Source organism: Lonsdalea quercina subsp. quercina (genome assembly GCF_000688695.1).
GTDB classification, from domain to species: domain Bacteria; phylum Pseudomonadota; class Gammaproteobacteria; order Enterobacterales; family Enterobacteriaceae; genus Lonsdalea; species Lonsdalea quercina_D.
On record NZ_JIBQ01000007.1, the window covers coordinates 156,556 to 172,702 of the forward strand.

13 protein-coding genes are annotated in these 16,147 nt (G+C 54.9%); 1 reads left to right on the top strand and 12 read right to left on the bottom strand.

What is annotated here, in order from left to right:
* Positions 1-63: 63 nt before the first annotated feature.
* From nuoL to lrhA, 12 genes are all read right to left on the bottom strand, one after another.
* Entirely contained in the window at positions 64-1,914 is a 1,851-nt protein-coding gene (nuoL, locus tag SB13_RS08410; RefSeq protein WP_026739917.1) for an NADH-quinone oxidoreductase subunit L, read from the bottom strand.
* Positions 1,911-2,213 (bottom strand): NADH-quinone oxidoreductase subunit NuoK, encoded by a 303-nt coding sequence (gene nuoK, locus SB13_RS08415; RefSeq protein ID WP_026739918.1) that lies wholly within the window; start codon positions 2,211-2,213, stop codon positions 1,911-1,913. The genes nuoL and nuoK overlap by 4 nt, the downstream gene beginning before the upstream one ends.
* Positions 2,210-2,758 (bottom strand): NADH-quinone oxidoreductase subunit J, encoded by a 549-nt coding sequence (gene nuoJ / locus SB13_RS08420; RefSeq protein WP_026739919.1) that lies wholly within the window; start codon positions 2,756-2,758, stop codon positions 2,210-2,212. Before nuoJ ends, nuoK begins: the two co-directional genes overlap by 4 nt.
* 10 nt (positions 2,759-2,768) lie before the next feature.
* A complete protein-coding gene (nuoI, locus tag SB13_RS08425) occupies positions 2,769-3,311 on the bottom strand; it encodes an NADH-quinone oxidoreductase subunit NuoI (protein ID WP_026739920.1) in 543 nt (180 codons plus the stop codon).
* A gap of 14 nt (positions 3,312-3,325) precedes the next feature.
* The gene (gene nuoH, locus SB13_RS08430) at positions 3,326-4,303 is read right to left on the bottom strand and encodes an NADH-quinone oxidoreductase subunit NuoH (RefSeq protein WP_026739921.1); all 978 of its coding nucleotides are present in this window, start codon (positions 4,301-4,303) and stop codon (positions 3,326-3,328) included.
* Positions 4,300-7,026 carry an NADH-quinone oxidoreductase subunit NuoG gene (gene nuoG / locus SB13_RS08435; RefSeq protein WP_026739922.1) on the bottom strand — a complete coding sequence of 909 codons (2,727 nt, stop codon included), beginning with the start codon at positions 7,024-7,026 and terminating at the stop codon, positions 4,300-4,302. Before nuoG ends, nuoH begins: the two co-directional genes overlap by 4 nt.
* 119 nt (positions 7,027-7,145) lie before the next feature.
* Positions 7,146-8,495, bottom strand: a complete 1,350-nt coding sequence (gene nuoF / locus SB13_RS08440; RefSeq protein WP_026739923.1) for an NADH-quinone oxidoreductase subunit NuoF — start codon at positions 8,493-8,495, stop codon at positions 7,146-7,148.
* Positions 8,492-9,022: an NADH-quinone oxidoreductase subunit NuoE gene (nuoE, locus tag SB13_RS08445; protein ID WP_036150557.1), complete on the bottom strand. Its 531-nt coding sequence runs from the start codon at positions 9,020-9,022 to the stop codon at positions 8,492-8,494. The genes nuoF and nuoE overlap by 4 nt, the downstream gene beginning before the upstream one ends.
* 2 nt (positions 9,023-9,024) lie before the next feature.
* Complete coding sequence (gene nuoC, locus SB13_RS08450; protein ID WP_026739925.1) at positions 9,025-10,824, bottom strand: NADH-quinone oxidoreductase subunit C/D; 1,800 nt, start codon at positions 10,822-10,824, stop codon at positions 9,025-9,027.
* Positions 10,825-10,924: 100 nt separating this feature from the next.
* Positions 10,925-11,599, bottom strand: a complete 675-nt coding sequence (locus tag SB13_RS08455) for a NuoB/complex I 20 kDa subunit family protein (protein ID WP_026739926.1) — start codon at positions 11,597-11,599, stop codon at positions 10,925-10,927.
* A 14-nt stretch (positions 11,600-11,613) separates the two neighbouring features.
* Complete coding sequence (locus SB13_RS08460) at positions 11,614-12,063, bottom strand: NADH-quinone oxidoreductase subunit A (RefSeq protein ID WP_026739927.1); 450 nt, start codon at positions 12,061-12,063, stop codon at positions 11,614-11,616.
* 649 nt (positions 12,064-12,712) lie between these two features.
* Positions 12,713-13,663 (bottom strand): transcriptional regulator LrhA, encoded by a 951-nt coding sequence (gene lrhA, locus SB13_RS08465; RefSeq protein WP_026739928.1) that lies wholly within the window; start codon positions 13,661-13,663, stop codon positions 12,713-12,715.
* Between the two features lie 1,250 nt (positions 13,664-14,913).
* On the opposite strand from lrhA, the gene SB13_RS08470 reads away from it, so the two are divergent.
* Entirely contained in the window at positions 14,914-16,128 is a 1,215-nt protein-coding gene (locus SB13_RS08470; protein ID WP_026739929.1) for a pyridoxal phosphate-dependent aminotransferase, read from the top strand.
* Positions 16,129-16,147: the final 19 nt, after the last annotated feature.

The window sequence follows — 16,147 nt, forward strand, 5'->3', positions numbered from 1 at the left end:
ACTTGCTGCCGGCAGGGACGCCTGACTCAGGCGTCCGCTACCCTCAAAGTCGCTGTATCGCCATTACGCCAGCAACAGCAATCCCAGCACCACGACGGCGCCCATACCCACAGAGGCGACATACCAGCGCACTTGGCCGTTCTGACCAACCGCCAGACCACGATTACCCCAGGCCACCAACAGCGCCGGGATCGTCATCAGCTTGTCGAACGGATCGTGTTTCAGCAGTGCGCCAATCGCCAGATACGGCTTGACGAAGATCTTGTCGTACAACCAGTCGAAACCCCAGGCGTGGAACCACCAGGTCGAGAAGAAACGACCGGGCGCGCTGTTGGCGATGCTGGTGACGAGGCGACGTTGCCCCAGCCACAAAACGGCGGCCAGCAGAATACCGACCACCGCAACGACGCCGGACGCGATTTCCAGCGTCAGCATATGGCTGTGTTCCAGTTCCGTGGTTTGCGGCAGCACGCCATGCAGCGGCGGCACAATCAGCGCGCCGACGAACGTGGACAGCACCAGCAATATCAGCAGCGGCAGGTGATGAGTGATCCCCTTGAGCGCATGTGCTTTCGTTTTTTCTTCACCGTGGAACACGATGAAAATCATTCTGAAGGTATAGAGCGAGGTCATGAACGCGCCCGCCAAACCGGCGATGGCGAAGTTGATGTGTCCATTCGCCCAGGCGCCCGCCAGAATTTCATCCTTACTGAAGAAGCCTGACGTCACCAGCGGCAGCGCGGAGAGTGCAGCCCCACCGACCAGGAAGCAGACGTAAACCAGCGGAATAGTTTTACGCAATCCGCCCATCTTGAAGATGTTCTGTTCGTGGTGGCAGGCCAAGATCACCGAGCCGGAGGACAGGAACAGCAGCGCTTTGAAGAAAGCGTGCGTCATCAGATGGAAAATAGCGGCGTCCCATGCGGCGGCGCCCAGCGCCAGAAACATATAGCCGATTTGGCTCATGGTGGAGTATGCCAGCACGCGCTTGATATCCGTTTGCACCAGCGCGGCGAACCCGGCCAGCACCAACGTGACGGCGCCGATGATGCCGACCAGATGCAGAACTTCCGGCGCCATCAGGAACAGACCGTGCGTACGGGCGATCAGGTATACGCCCGCCGTAACCATAGTCGCGGCGTGGATCAGCGCGGAGACCGGCGTCGGACCCGCCATGGCGTCCGCCAGCCAGGTCTGCAACGGCAACTGCGCCGATTTACCGACCGCACCGCCCAACAGCATTAATGTCGCCATCGTGATGGCTGGCGAACCTTCCGCCAGATGCTGCGGCGCCAGAACCATCAGTTCGCGGAAGTTTAGCGTCCCCAGCTCGCGATAGAGGATAAACAGCGCAAAGGCCAGGAAGACGTCGCCGACGCGCGTCACGATAAACGCTTTCATCGCCGCCGCGCCGTTGCTTGGATTGGTGTAATAGAAACCAATCAGCAAGTAGCTGCACAGCCCTACCCCTTCCCAGCCGAGATACATCAGCAGCAGGTTATCCGCCAGCACCAACACCAGCATGCTGGCGATAAACAGGTTGGTGTAGGCGAAGAAGCGGGAATAACCCTCTTCTCCGCGCATGTACCATGACGCATACAGGTGGATCAGGAAGCCGACGCCGGTGACCACCGAGAGCATAGTCAGCGACAGGCCGTCCAGCGCCAGGTTGACGGTGATATCGAAGTTGCCCACCGACATCCACGTCCACAGATGCTGACTAAAGAAGACAACGCCGTCGCCCTGCTGATGGTTGAAAAAGTCTATACCAATCCAGCAGGTCAGCAGCGCAGACAGGCCGACTGAACCAACACCGACGGTCGCTGAGACATTTTCAGACCAACGGCCGCGGGAGAAGGCCAGCAACAAAAATCCGAGTAGCGGAAATAAGAGAGTTAAATAGAGTAAGTTCATCCGCGCATCTCACTGACAGTATCAATATTCAGGGTCTGACGGCGACGATACAGCTGCAGCAGCAGAGCAAGGCCGATACTCGCTTCAGCGGCGGCCAGCGTGATCGCCAGAATGTACATCACCTGACCGTCCGGGTGACCCCAATAGCTACCGGCCACCACAAACGCCAACGCGGCCGAATTGATCATGATTTCCAGACTGATCAGCATAAACAGTAGGTTGCGCCGGATAATCAGCCCGGTTAGTCCCAGCACAAAAAGAATGGCCGCCAGCAGCAAACCGTGTTGTAGGGGAATCATGCCCGTCCCTCCGTTGTTTTCTTGTCGGCGTCGTTGACGTCCGCAATGCCGTCGAGCCTGTCTTCACGGCCGACGTGGAAGGCGACGACCAATCCGGCCAGCAGCAGCATAGAGGCTAGCTCCACCGCCAGCACATAAGGCCCGAACAGCGTGATGCCGACGGCTTTGGCGTCAATCATGCTGCCCTGAATGCCTTCGCCGCTCACGCTGTAGATGCCTTTGATGATGACCGCCAGCAGCAGCAGAGACAGAATGCCGGGGCCGATCCAGACGCTAGGTTTAAGCCACTGTTTTTCCTGCTCAGCCACCGCGCTGCCGAGGTTCAGCATCATCACGACGAACACGAACAGCACCATAATGGCGCCAGCGTAGACGATGATCTCCAGCGCACCCGCAAAATAGGCGCCCAGCGAGAAGAACACGCAGGCGATGGCCAGAAGAGACACAATTAAATAAAGTAGTGCATGCACTGGGTTGGTATGGGTAATGACACGCAATGTTGCCAGTACCGCAATCAACGCAGCCGCATAAAAAGCGAATTCCATGCTTGGCTCCTTAAGGCAGCAGACCTTTGACATCAATGGGTTTGGCTTCGTTTTCGGCTTCGCCTTTGTCTTTCCCATTGATCGCCATGCCGGCCATCCGGTAGAAGTTATATTCCGGATATTTACCCGGCCCCGAGATCAGCAGATCTTCTTTTTCGTACACCAGATCCTGGCGTTTGAATTCACCCATCTCAAAATCGGGCGTCAGCTGGATGGCTGTCGTCGGACAGGCTTCTTCGCACATGCCGCAGAAGATGCAGCGTGAGAAGTTGATGCGGAAGAATTCCGGATACCACCGCCCGTCTTTCGTTTCCGCTTTCTGCAGCGAGATACAGCCGACCGGACAGGCCACGGCGCACAGGTTGCAGGCCACGCAGCGTTCGTCGCCATCGGGGTCACGCGTCAGGACGATACGGCCGCGGTAACGGGGCGGCGGATTCACCGGCTCCTCAGGATACATGCGGGTTTCACGTTTTTTGAACGCGTTGGACCCCACCATGCAGATGCTGCGTACCTGGGTGCCAAAACCCACCAAGAGTTCTTTCAGTGTCATGGTTTATTCACCCCTTATTGAGCGTTGTACAAAATGACCGCGGCGGTCGCCAACAGGTTAACCAGCGTCAACGGCAGACAGATCTTCCAGCCGAAAGCCATCACCTGGTCATAACGCGGACGGGGTAACGCAGCACGGATCAGGATGAACATCATCATGAAGAAGGCCGTTTTGAGTGCAAACCAAACGATGGGGGGCAGGAAAGGGCCGTGCCAACCGCCAAAGAACAACGTCACAATCAGCGCCGAGACGGTGACGATGCCGATGTACTCCCCGACGAAGAATAGACCGAATTTCATCCCGGAGTATTCGATGTGGTAGCCGTCGGCCAGTTCCTGCTCCGCTTCCGGTTGGTCGAAAGGATGACGGTGACACACCGCCACGCCAGCGATGGCGAAAGTAACGAAACCGAAGAACTGCGGGATGACGTTCCAGATGTGCGTCTGGCTCTCGACGATGTCGCGCATATTGAATGAGCCGGCCTGCGCCACCACGCCCATCAGCGACAGCCCCAGAAACACCTCATAGCTGAGCGTCTGGGCGGAGGCGCGCACGGCCCCCAGCAGCGAGTATTTGTTGTTGCTGGACCATCCGGCGAACAGTACGGCATACACCGCCAGACCGGCCATCATCAGGAAGAACAGCAAACCAATATTCAGGTCGGACACGCCCCAGGTCGGGGTGATTGGCACGATGGAAAACGACAGCAGCAGCGACGTGAACGCAATCATCGGCGCCAGCGTGAAGATAACTCGGTCGGCGAACGGCGGCAGCCAGTCCTCCTTGAAGAACATCTTCAGCATGTCCGACACCAGCTGCAACGAGCCGCCCCAACCCACGCGGTTCGGCCCGTAACGTCCCTGGAACAAGCCCAGCAGTCGGCGCTCGCCCATACTCATGAAGGCACCGCAGGTCACGACGACCAGCAGGATGACGATCGCCTTGAGGACGGCGATCAAAATATCCACCACTTCCGGTGTAAACCAACTCATTGTGCCGCCTCCCGCATTGTTTCAACGGTCGCGCCCGCCAGAACCGGGGCGATGCCCGGGAAGCCCAGCGGCAACCCTACCTGTCCCTGACGCAACTCCGCGCTGACCTGTACCGGCAGACGCAAGGTCTGTCCATCACAGACAATCTCCAGCAGCGTGCCCGGATTGACGCCCAACTGGGCCGCATCCGCCGGGTTTACCATCGCGTAAGGCTGCGGCATACGTTGCTGGATGACGTCGGCGCGCTGCGACATTTCTTCGCTACCGAATAGATGATAGTAAGGCGCTACCTGCCATTGGCCCGCCTGTACCGCAAACGGCGTCGGGATCTGGTTGAAGTAGTCCAGCGCGCCCTCGCCCGCTTCGATCAGCCTGACGCCTGGATCGCCGTGGCGCAGATGGCCGCCGACTTCATCCTGGAACTTGTTCCACGCCTGCGGGGAGTTCCAGCCCGGCGCCCAGGCAAACGCGACCTGACGGCTTTGGGCCTCGGGACTGTTGTTCCCTTCCATGGAGAACGTGAACATCGTGTCCTGATCCTGCGGCTGGCGCGGTTCGTTCACGTCGATGTTGGCGCGCATGGCGGTACGACCGCTGTAACGGTGCGGTTCGCGCGCCAGCTTCTGACCGCGAATACGGAAAGAGGCGTCCGGCGCGGCGTCCTTGATGGCCGCCAACTGCGGCAGCGCGGCGGCGCACGCATCGACCACATGGTCGAGCTGCGTCCAGTCTGCATCGCGGCTGGCCATACGGGCCTTGACCGCGTGCAGCCAGCGCCAGCTCTCCAGCATCACCGTGGCGTTGTCGTAGTAGGCGGGATCGTAAACCTGGAAGAAGCGCTGCGCGCGACCTTCCTGATTAATCAGCGAGCCGTCGCTCTCTGCGAAGCTGGCCGCCGACAAAATCAGATTGGCTTTATCCATGACGCGGGTGCGTTGGTGGTCGACCACAATCAGGTTGGCAACGTTATCCAGCGCCGCATCAATGCGCTTCGCCGGCGCATGTCGATACAGATCGTTTTCCAGCACCACGACGCTATCCGCTTCGCCGGACTCCAGTCGGGAGAGCGCCTCGTCAAGCGAGCCGCCGCCGATCATGCCTAGCCCCATACTGTTGGCGCTGCTGGCGACGAACGTCATACCGACATCCGCCCCCCGCCCCTTCAACGCTTTGGCGACGTTGGCCGCCGCGGCGATAATCTCTTCGCTGCCCGCATTCATGCCGGTGACGATCAGCGGCTTTTTCGCGCCCGCCAAAGCCTGAACGATGACATCCAGTTTGGGTTCAAGGTCGCCCGCCAAATCGGTCACGGCCGGTGCGGCATCATCCAACGCGTGGGCGATGGCGAAGCCCAGACGCGCTTGCTCATCGACTGGAGCGTGGTAGCTCCACGCGGCCACGTCATCCAGCCGGGTGCTGTCGACGTTCGTCACGAAGAGCGGATGTTTGGCGTGCTGACCGATATTCATGATGGCGGCAATCTGCCAGTCCGCCACTTTCTGTGCGGCGGCCATTTCTCGCGCTTTCCCCTTCACCGCCTGACGCACTGCGAGCGCAATACGCGCGCCGGTCTGCGTCAGATCTTCGCCTAGCACCAGCACGGCATCGTAATTTTCGATCTCGCGCAGCGCAGGGGTATGAACACCGCTCTCTTTCAGCACTTTCAGCATCAGTTGAACGCGGTTCTGTTCGCTCTGGGCAATGCCGCTGTAGAAGTTGTCTGCGCCAACCAGTTCACGCAGCGCAAAGTTGCTTTCGATACTGGCGCGCGGAGAGCCGATGCCGATGACCTGTTTCGACTCGCTCAAGAGATGGGCCGCGCTCTGCACCGCCTGTTCAGCGTTCTGCGTCGTCCATTCGTTGCCGAGACGCTGCTGAGGCTGGCGAGGACGATCTTTCAGATTAACGTAGCCATAGCCGAAGCGGCCGCGATCGCACAGGAAATAGTGGTTCACGCTGCCGTTGAAACGGTTTTCGATACGGCGCAATTCGCCATAACGCTCGCCGGGGCTGGTGTTACAGCCCACGCTGCACTGCTGGCAAACGCTGGGCGCAAACTGCATATCCCACTTACGGTTGTAGCGTTCGGAATGGGTTTTGTCGGTGAATACGCCGGTGGGGCAGACTTCCACCAGGTTGCCGGAGAATTCGCTTTCGAGCACGCCGTCTTCGGGACGACCGAAGTAGACGTTGTCATGCGCGCCGTAAACGCCCAGGTCTTTGCCGTCCGCGTAATCTTTGTAATAACGTACGCAGCGGTAACAGGCGATGCAGCGGTTCATTTCGTGAGAGATGAACGGCCCGAGATCCTGATTATGATGGGTTCGTTTGGTAAAACGATAGCGGCGGGTGTTGTGCCCAGTCATCACCGTCATGTCCTGCAGGTGGCAGTTGCCGCCCTCTTCACAAACCGGACAATCATGAGGATGGTTGGTCATCAGCCACTCGACGACGCTTTTGCGAAACAGTTTGGCTTCCTCATCGTCAATCGCGATGAAGGTGCCGTCCGCAGCGGGCGTCATACAGGACATGACCAGGCGGCCGCGCGTGTCTTCCGCGTTCTGGTATTGCTTGACCGCGCACAGGCGGCATGATCCAACGCTACCCAGCGCTGGATGCCAGCAAAAGTAAGGAATATCAAGGCCCAGAGTGAGACATGCCTCAAGGAGGTTGTCCGCTCCGTTCACATCATATTCTTTGCCGTCTACATGAATCGTTGCCATAGTCAGCATGCTTCCATAAAGGCCTGCGTCTTAAGCAGGCGCTAATCAAAAATTCTGTCTATCAGATGAAGAATCGCTTACGTCGGTGCGAAACATCGCATCTGCGACTCGGCCATTGCTTACCAGCGCTGTGTCAGCAGGTTCGGTTGAATCCCGCCTATCGCTTTTGTATTGCTGATAGTCTGCTTGGCGATACCCGCCTCAAACTCATGCCGGAAATACTTTATTGCGCTCTGCAGCGGCTCAACGGCCCCCGGCGCATGGGCGCAGAAGGTGTGGCCCGGCGACAAGAAGCGGCACAGCTGCTCCAGCGTTTCGATATCGCCCGGCTGCCCTTGTCCGGCTTCCAACGCGCGCAGCAGCTTCACGCTCCNCGGCAAACCATCGCGGCACGGCGTACACCAGCCGCAGGACTCGCGCGCAAAAAACTCTTCCAAATTGCGCGTCAAGCCGACCATATTGATCTCGTTGTCCACCGCCATCGCCAGCCCGGTGCCCAGACGACTTCCCGCTTTGGCGATGCTTTCGAAATCCATCGGCAGGTCAAGGTGATCGCCGGTCAGGAAGTCGGTCCCTGCGCCGCCCGGCTGCCAGGCTTTCAGGGTCAGACCATCGCGCATACCGCCTGCATAATCTTCAAGAATTTCACGCGCGGTCGTACCAAACGGCAGCTCCCACAGACCCGGATTTTTCACCCGGCCGGAGAAGCCCATCAGCTTGGTGCCGGCATCCTTACTCTTGCCCGCGGACAGCCCCTGATACCACTCCACGCCGTGCTCGATGATAGCCGGCACGTTGCACAACGTTTCGACGTTGTTAACGCAGGTCGGCTTGCCCCACACACCCGCAGACGCCGGGAAAGGCGGCTTGGAGCGCGGATTGGCGCGGCGGCCTTCCAACGAGTTAATCAACGCGGTTTCTTCACCGCAGATATAACGTCCGGCGCCGGTATGGACGAACAGTTCGAAGTCGAAACCGCTGCCCAAGATGTTTTTACCCAGCAGGCCAGCGGCCTTGGCTTCTTCAATCGCCCGGCGCAGGTTAGCCGCCGCCTGCACATATTCGCCGCGCAGGAAGATGTAGCCGCGATAGGACTTCAGCGCATAAGCGCCAATCAGCATGCCTTCCACCAGCAGATGGGGCAGCTGCTCCATCAGCAGCCGGTCTTTATAGGTGCCGGGTTCCATCTCATCCGCATTGCACAGCAGGTAGCGGATATTCATGCTTTCGTCTTTCGGCATCAGGCTCCACTTGAGCCCGGTGGAGAATCCCGCCCCGCCGCGCCCGCGCAGACCCGCATCTTTGACCAGCGTCACCACGTCGCTCTGGGCGATACCGGTGAGCGCTTTTTGCGCGCCGGCGTAGCCATTCTTACTGCGGTACTCATCCAGCCACACCGGCTGTTTGTCGTCACGCAGACGCCAGGTGAGAGGGTGCTGTTCGGCAGTGAGAACAATGTTTTTAGTCATTGATACTGCTCCAGTAATGAATCGATATCGTCAGGCTTGACGTGGCTGTGGGTGTCTTCGTCGATCATCATCGAAGGCCCTTTGTCACAGTTGCCCAGACAGCAGGTCGGCAGCAGCGTGAAGCGGCCGTCGAACGTGGTCTGACCCGGCTGAATGTTCAGTTTTTTCTCCAGCGCGGCGCGCACGCCCTGAAAACCGTTGATGTAGCACACGACGCTGTCGCAGTAGCGAATGACGTGACGCCCTACCGGCTGACGGAAGATCTGGCTATAGAAGGTGGCGACGCCTTCGACATCGCTGGCCGGAATGTCCAGAATCTCGGCAATTGCGTAGATGGCGCCGTCCGGCACCCAGCCGCGCTGTTTCTGTACGATTTTCAGCGCTTCAATCGACGCCGCGCGGGCATCTTCATAGTGGTGTTTTTCATGCTCGATAGCGTCACGCTCTGCGTCGCTGAGCACGAACACATCTTGCACATCCGCGCTCTGAGCATCTGGAGAAGGTTGAGTGTTGTTATGATCGTGCATAATTAGCGGTCCACATCTGACATGACGAAATCAATACTGCCGAGGTATACGATCAGGTCGGATACCAGGCATCCACGGATGACCGAAGGAATTTGCTGCAAATGAGCAAAGCTCGGCGTGCGAATGCGCGTGCGGTAGCTCATGGTACTGCCATCGCTGGTCAGGTAGTAACTGTTGATCCCCTTGGTGCCTTCGATCATCTGGAACGATTCGTTGGCCGGCATAACCGGTCCCCAGGACACCTGCAGGAAGTGGTTGATCATGGTTTCGATGTGCTGCAGCGTGCGCTCTTTCGGCGGCGGCGTCGTCAGCGGATGGTCGGCCTTGAACGGCCCTTCCGGCATGTTGTTCAGACACTGTTCGAGGATACGCAGACTCTGGCGTAGCTCTTCCACTTTCAGCATCACGCGGGTGTAGCTGTCGCTGATGCCATCGCCCACCGGCACCTCGAAATCGAAGTTTTCATAGCCGGAGTAAGGACGCCATTTACGCACATCGAACGGAATGCCCGTCGCGCGCAGGCCCGCGCCGGTGACACCCCACTCCAGCGCCTCTTTGGCGTTATAGGCGGCGACCCCCTGAGAGCGGCCTTTCAAAATGGTGTTTTGCAACGCCGCTTTGACATAGGTGTCCAGTCGAGCAGGCATCCAGTCCAGGAATTCACGCAGTAGTCGATCCCAGCCGCGCGGCAGGTCGTGCGCCACGCCGCCGATACGGAACCAGGCGGGATGCATGCGGAAACCGGTGATCGCTTCGACCAGATCATAGATTTTCTGGCGGTCGGTAAACGCAAAGAAGACCGGCGTCATGGCGCCGACGTCCTGAATAAAGGTACTGATGTAAAGCAGATGGCTGTTGATGCGGAACAGTTCAGACAACATCACGCGGATGGTCTCAACGCGCTCCGGCACTTTAATGCCCGCCAGCTTCTCGACCGCCAGCACGTAAGGCATTTCGTTGACGCAGCCGCCGAGATACTCAATACGGTCAGTGTAAGGAATATAGCTGTGCCAAGACTGGCGCTCGCCCATCTTTTCCGCGCCGCGATGGTGATAGCCAACATCTGGAATACAGTCGATGATCTCTTCGCCATCCAACTGCAAGATCAGACGGAACGCACCGTGTGACGAAGGATGGTTCGGCCCCATGTTCAGGAACATGAAGTCTTCGTTTTCCGTTCCACGCTTCATGCCCCACTCTTCAGGCTTGAAGGTCAGCGACTCCATTTCCAGATCTTCACGCTGCTTGGTTAGCACGAAAGGATCGAATTCAGTTGCGCGCGCCGGGAAGTCTTTGCGCAGCGGGTGTCCTTCCCATGTCTGCGGCATCATGATTCGAGTCAGGTGCGGGTGACCATTGAAGGTGATGCCGAACATGTCCCACACTTCACGCTCATACCAGTTAGCGTTCGGGAACAGAGGCGTCATCGTTGGCAGGAACAGATCGTTCTCCGCCAGCGCCACTTTCAGCATGATGTCGCTGTTTCGCTCTAGGGAGGTCAGCAGATAAAAGACGGAGAAGTCTGCGGCGGGTAGCCCCTCGCGGTGCGTACGCAGACGTTCATCCATGCCATGCAGGTCCATCAGCATGACATAAGGTTTGGGTTGTTTTTTCAGGAAGTCGACGACGTCGAGTAATTGCTCACGTTTGACCCAAACTACCGGCATCCCCGTCCGCGTGGCCTGAACGGTAAACGCGTCCTGACCGAAACGGTTCCACAGCTCGCCAACGACCGGATCATCCAGATGATCGCGGGTTTGCCATGCGGGCAGAACGGCGTCGTGTGTCGTTAAATCTGTCATAAGTAATGTCACCACATTAAATGTGTTATTTCCGTGACTGATGATGGCGGCGCGCTGTTATGTTGATATTACGCAGCCATCACGGCCTATCATTCACAGGTCAAATTTCATCCGGGGAACGCAGGTGGGTTACCGCAATACGTTCTTCGCGTTTACGTTCACGTTCAGATTGCATGTTGGCGCGGTACACGCCCTGATCGCCAACGACCCATGACAGCGGGCGACGCTCTTTACCGATAGACTCTTTCAGCAGCATCAGCGCCTGCATGTATGCTTCCGGTCGCGGCGGACATCCTGGGATGTACACGTCTACCGGCAGGAATTTGTCGACGCCTTGAACCACGGAGTAGATGTCATACATACCGCCCGAGTTGGCGCATGCGCCCATGGAAATAACCCATTTCGGTTCCAGCATCTGATCGTACAAACGCTGAATGACGGGGGCCATTTTCAGGAAAGGTGTTCCGGCGATGACCATGAAATCAGCCTGGCGGGGAGAGGCGCGCAACACTTCAGAACCGAAGCGCGCCACGTCGTGTACGGCGGTGAAGGAAGTCACCATCTCCACGTAACAGCAGGAAAGACCAAAGTTGAAGGGCCACAGGGAGTTACCGCGTCCCCAGTTGACCATATTTTGCAGCGTCTGCTCCAGATTGCCCATGAACACGCTTTTGTTAACGTGCTGTTCGAGCGGGTCGCTGACGACCTCTTTCTTCTGTAGCGGATAACGGTCGTTCTCACCGTCGGGGTCTATGCGGGTGAGCGTATAGTCCATTGATTGCCTCGCTATTACTGCTGATGAGTATTGGTGGTGGAGTGGTTTACGACGATGTCGGACTTCACGACTTGACGCTTGGAACGCTTCGGCGTCCAGTCTAGCGCGCCGATACGCACCAGATAGACCAGTCCGGCCAACAGCACCAATATGAAAATGGTGGCTTCGATAAAACCGACCCAGCCGCTTTCTCGAATAGAGACGGACCAGGCGTACAGGTACAGCGCTTCCACATCGAAAATGACGAAAAACATCGCCACAAGATAGAATTTTGCAGACAGCCTCAGTCGGGCTGACCCTACCGAATCAATACCGGATTCGTAAGGCGTATTCTTGGCCCGACCTTTGGATCGCCCTCCCAGCAGAAAGCCACCCAACAGCATAAAACCGCAGAGACCCACGGCAACGATTAGAAATAAAGCAAATGCCCAGTGGTGGGCGAGGACTTCAGTAGTAGTTGACATACTCATTGCTTACTCATCAAAAGTGGCTTGGGCCGCTGCTCTTTTTACGGCAGTTAATAGCCACATCGATTAAAAGGAAGGATTTGTAACCATAAAAATACCACAAATTATAGGGTTAAGGCGCGGTAAATGTGGTTATTCATCCTGTTTCTGCAACCTTTTCTTAACCTTTATAAAAATAACAGCGCATAAATTAACATGCACGCATCTTCGTTAACCTTTTACAAACATAGCAGAGACTGAATCGTATCAATGCTACTCTTGGTTGTTTTAGACCAATGCGAAGAAAAAGCCCCTATTTCTGTAGTGACTATATCAATTTCAGCATGAATGCAGGTTAATGAATAAGGTTAAGGCAAGTATTTTTTGATCTCTCACACGTTTTTCCGGTTTTAGTTATTAAAAAAAGTACGCTCGGTAAGCAATTGTTAATACAACAAACCGTGTGGTTATTAGAAGGTGCGGGATCAGAGAAGAGCGTAAGGGGGGTGAACAGGACGATGCATTGCAGACAGAGAGGCGCACTCCGGCGGTAGAAACGAAAAAACGACAGAGTGGCGGAGAGCGCGCACTCTGTCGTCAGTATTCGGACGGTTTTTTACAACATTTCACACTGACGCATATCGCTCAGCGCTAGGCGCTGTAAATGTCAGAGAATATCTTTCAACGATTCGTCCGTGGGGGAAATGCGGATATCCCCTTCCGGAACGCTATGCACAGAAAGCAGATTGGAACGCGTACCTGATTCGATAGCACTGAAAATTGCCGTGCTCAGCTCGTTATTTTGCTGTGGATTCTTACACAGGTAGTAACGGGTGTCGGGCAACTTCGGCAAACCTTCTTCTTCACCCAGCACGCGCAGTTCCGGCGTCATCATTTCAACGGAACGCACGGTAATGCCCAGCCCCGCCTTTACCGCCGCCCGAACCGCCGACAGCGTGGAAGCCACATACGAAATCTTCCAGGGAATACCAGCTTCGGTCAGTTTCTCCAGCGCCAACGTGCGGAAAGGGCTCGGTTCGTCCAATACCACTAACGGTACAGGACTGCCGTGTTGGAACTGGTATTCCGCCGAGCAATACCACAGCGTCGGAGACGAACGCAGCAATACATTAGGAAACTCGGTGCTATTTTCCGTTGTGATAACTAAATCAATTTTGCCCTGATGCAACATTTCCATCATTTCAGGGCTGCGTTTGATAGTGACTTCAATCGACAATTTAGGGAAAACCGACGTCACGCGCTGCAAGATAAACGGCAGAATAGTATCCGCGGTATCGTCGGAAGCGCCGATCGTCAGCGTACCCTGAATGTCGCTGAACATTAAAGAGGCGCAGGCCTCATCATTGAACTGCAGTATTTTTCTGGCATAACCAAGAAACTGGATCCCATGTTCGGTGAGCAGCTTATTTCTCCCGTGACGGGCGAATAACTCTTTACCGATGAGTTGTTCCAGCCGCTGCATCTGCTGACTCACAGCAGACTGCGTTCTGCATACTGCTACGGCCGCGGCCGCGAAAGTATTCAAATCGGCGACAGCGACAAACGTTCTCAGCAGATCCAGATCAAGATTGAGAACTGGGCGATTTGCATTTGTCATATGGTTTTTCACTTATCTATTTTATTTATTAACTAACATACCTGGTGTTGGATACGTATCCCGACAACGTCGGCATACAATGAAAGACAGTATCGTAGATGAACGTCTACGGCAAAAAATACTTAATATTTCGTTACCACATCGCCTTTTTTTCGCCCTCTCCCTTACCTATTCATTTTATTGATTCAAGTCGTCGATAAAAAGAACGGTCAATTATTTTAGATAATAAAATAAAAGTCTTGCACGCACTAGCGCGCTAAAGATAAAGGGTGAGCGTGATAAAAGCTTACGTTTATGACCGACACTGTATTTACAGGGGCGCTTCCTTAAAAACATAACTTAACTTCGTTATTTCAATACGTTACGATTCATCTGATTTCAGCGTGACCACCGACTTCACCACTGAACAATATACGATGACCCACTCGTAAAATATTCTGATATAAGATACCAGAATTAAGTTTTCTGTCATCTATAAACTCAATGCCAGCTATAATGTAACCTGAGTGATTAATCTGACAAGAGCCTATCTATAACAATCTGAAAATTCCTATATTACCTATTAATATTACTAGATTGATCATTGTAAAAAAACTTTTGTAAAGGCATCGAAAAGAAAATACAAGCTTCTATTAATTGCATATTCGAATTCAAAATAGACGAATATTTATTGGCTAACCTCCCCTTTGTGACGGCATGTTCTAAAATAGTCACGGCTATTACAAACGGTGTTAATTTCATATCAGGGAAGGAAAGTCTCAATAATTAAATAAGAAAACCCTTTATTTTAATCGGTTACATGTATTGGCTACACTAAAATAAGATGGGGTTTTTACTCGTTATTCCAGTCATTGAAAAAAATAGGGTTATTGTAAGTATCCAGTGACCTCTCAGACGTCAGAGTATTACCGACAGGAGTCGATGATAAATAGCGGTGCATTTGCGCTCAAATGAGAAACTGACTTCGAAATTGCGTACCCATTGCCGCCGCCAGCCTCACTATGGCGTCGCATAAATCACCTTGTTCACTGCCCTTGCCAACCAGAAAACACAAAGAAATAGATTTATACAGTCTAAAAGTTTAACAAATAAAACAATAACAGTTTTTTACACTATGAAATCTGCGCCTGTCACCGTTTTTGAGATGAGTCATTCATTTAGGATCATTCTTCAAAATCAGCGTCAGTAAGAGTACATTAGGCCGATTAAGCGTCTACTATTCAGGAACCTTCCTGTACAAGGTTTGTTAAATGTCCCCTATCGAAAAATCCAAGAAATTGGAAAATGTTTGTTATGACATCCGTGGTCCGGTGTTAAAAGAAGCCAAGAGGTTGGAAGAGGAAGGCAATAAAGTTCTTAAACTCAACATTGGCAACCCAGCACCGTTCGGCTTTGAAGCCCCCGACGAGATTCTGGTTGACGTGATTAGGAACCTGCCCACCGCGCAAGGCTATTGCGACTCGAAAGGACTCTACTCCGCTCGCAAGGCTATCGTGCAGCACTACCAGGCGCGCGGTCTGCGCGATATCACCGTCGAAGACGTTTATATCGGCAACGGCGTGTCCGAACTTATCGTACAGTCCATGCAGGCTCTCCTGAATAACGGAGACGAAATGCTGGTGCCAGCGCCGGACTATCCTTTATGGACCGCCGCCGTATCGCTGTCGAATGGTAAAGCCGTGCATTATCGCTGCGACGAAGAGTCCGGCTGGTTTCCCGACCTGGATGATATCCGCAAAAAAATCACGCCGAACACTCGCGGTATCGTCATCATCAACCCGAACAACCCGACTGGCGCCGTGTATAGCAAAGCGCTGTTGATGGAGATCGTCGAGATCGCCCGTCAAAACGATCTGATCATTTTCGCCGATGAGATCTACGACAAGATTCTGTACGACGAAGCCCAGCACCACTCCATTGCGGCGCTGGCGCCTGACCTGCTGACGGTGACCTTTAACGGTCTATCTAAAACCTATCGCGTTGCGGGTTTTCGTCAGGGATGGATGGTATTGAACGGTCCCAAGAAGCATGCCAAAGGGTATATAGAAGGGCTGGAGATGCTGGCTTCGATGCGTCTGTGCGCCAACGTCCCCATGCAGCACGCCATTCAGACAGCGCTCGGGGGCTATCAAAGCATCAGTGAATTTATCCGCCCCGGCGGCCGTCTGTACGAACAGCGCAATCGCGCCTGGGAACTGATTAACGACATTCCCGGCGTCTCCTGCGTGAAGCCGTCCGGTGCTTTATATATGTTCCCGCGTATTGATGCGAAGCGTTTCAATCTCCACGACGACCAGAAGCTGGTGCTGGATCTGCTGCTGCAGGAAAAGGTGCTGCTGGTGCAAGGCAGCGCGTTCAACTGGCCGGAGCCGGACCATGTTCGCATCGTGACGCTGCCCCGCGTCGATGAACTGGACATGGCCGTGCACAAGCTGGGGCGTTTCCTCGAACACTACCACCAGTAATCGTGCCGATAAATCCATC

Excerpts from the sequence above, each read along its gene's own strand:
- nuoI (WP_026739920.1), bottom strand. The coding sequence starts at position 3,311 with ATGACACTGAAAGAACTCTTGGTGGGTTTTGGCACCCAGGTACGCAGC.
- nuoH (WP_026739921.1), bottom strand. The coding sequence starts at position 4,303 with ATGAGTTGGTTTACACCGGAAGTGGTGGATATTTTGATCGCCGTCCTC.
- nuoG (WP_026739922.1), bottom strand. The coding sequence starts at position 7,026 with ATGGCAACGATTCATGTAGACGGCAAAGAATATGATGTGAACGGAGCG.
- nuoC (WP_026739925.1), bottom strand. The coding sequence starts at position 10,824 with ATGACAGATTTAACGACACACGACGCCGTTCTGCCCGCATGGCAAACC.
- nuoL (WP_026739917.1), bottom strand. The coding sequence starts at position 1,914 with ATGAACTTACTCTATTTAACTCTCTTATTTCCGCTACTCGGATTTTTG.
- SB13_RS08455 (WP_026739926.1), bottom strand. The coding sequence starts at position 11,599 with ATGGACTATACGCTCACCCGCATAGACCCCGACGGTGAGAACGACCGT.
- nuoE (WP_036150557.1), bottom strand. The coding sequence starts at position 9,022 with ATGCACGATCATAACAACACTCAACCTTCTCCAGATGCTCAGAGCGCG.
- SB13_RS08460 (WP_026739927.1), bottom strand. The coding sequence starts at position 12,063 with ATGTCAACTACTACTGAAGTCCTCGCCCACCACTGGGCATTTGCTTTA.
- SB13_RS08470 (WP_026739929.1), top strand. The coding sequence starts at position 14,914 with ATGTCCCCTATCGAAAAATCCAAGAAATTGGAAAATGTTTGTTATGAC.
- nuoJ (WP_026739919.1), bottom strand. The coding sequence starts at position 2,758 with ATGGAATTCGCTTTTTATGCGGCTGCGTTGATTGCGGTACTGGCAACA.
- lrhA (WP_026739928.1), bottom strand. The coding sequence starts at position 13,663 with ATGACAAATGCAAATCGCCCAGTTCTCAATCTTGATCTGGATCTGCTG.
- nuoK (WP_026739918.1), bottom strand. The coding sequence starts at position 2,213 with ATGATTCCCCTACAACACGGTTTGCTGCTGGCGGCCATTCTTTTTGTG.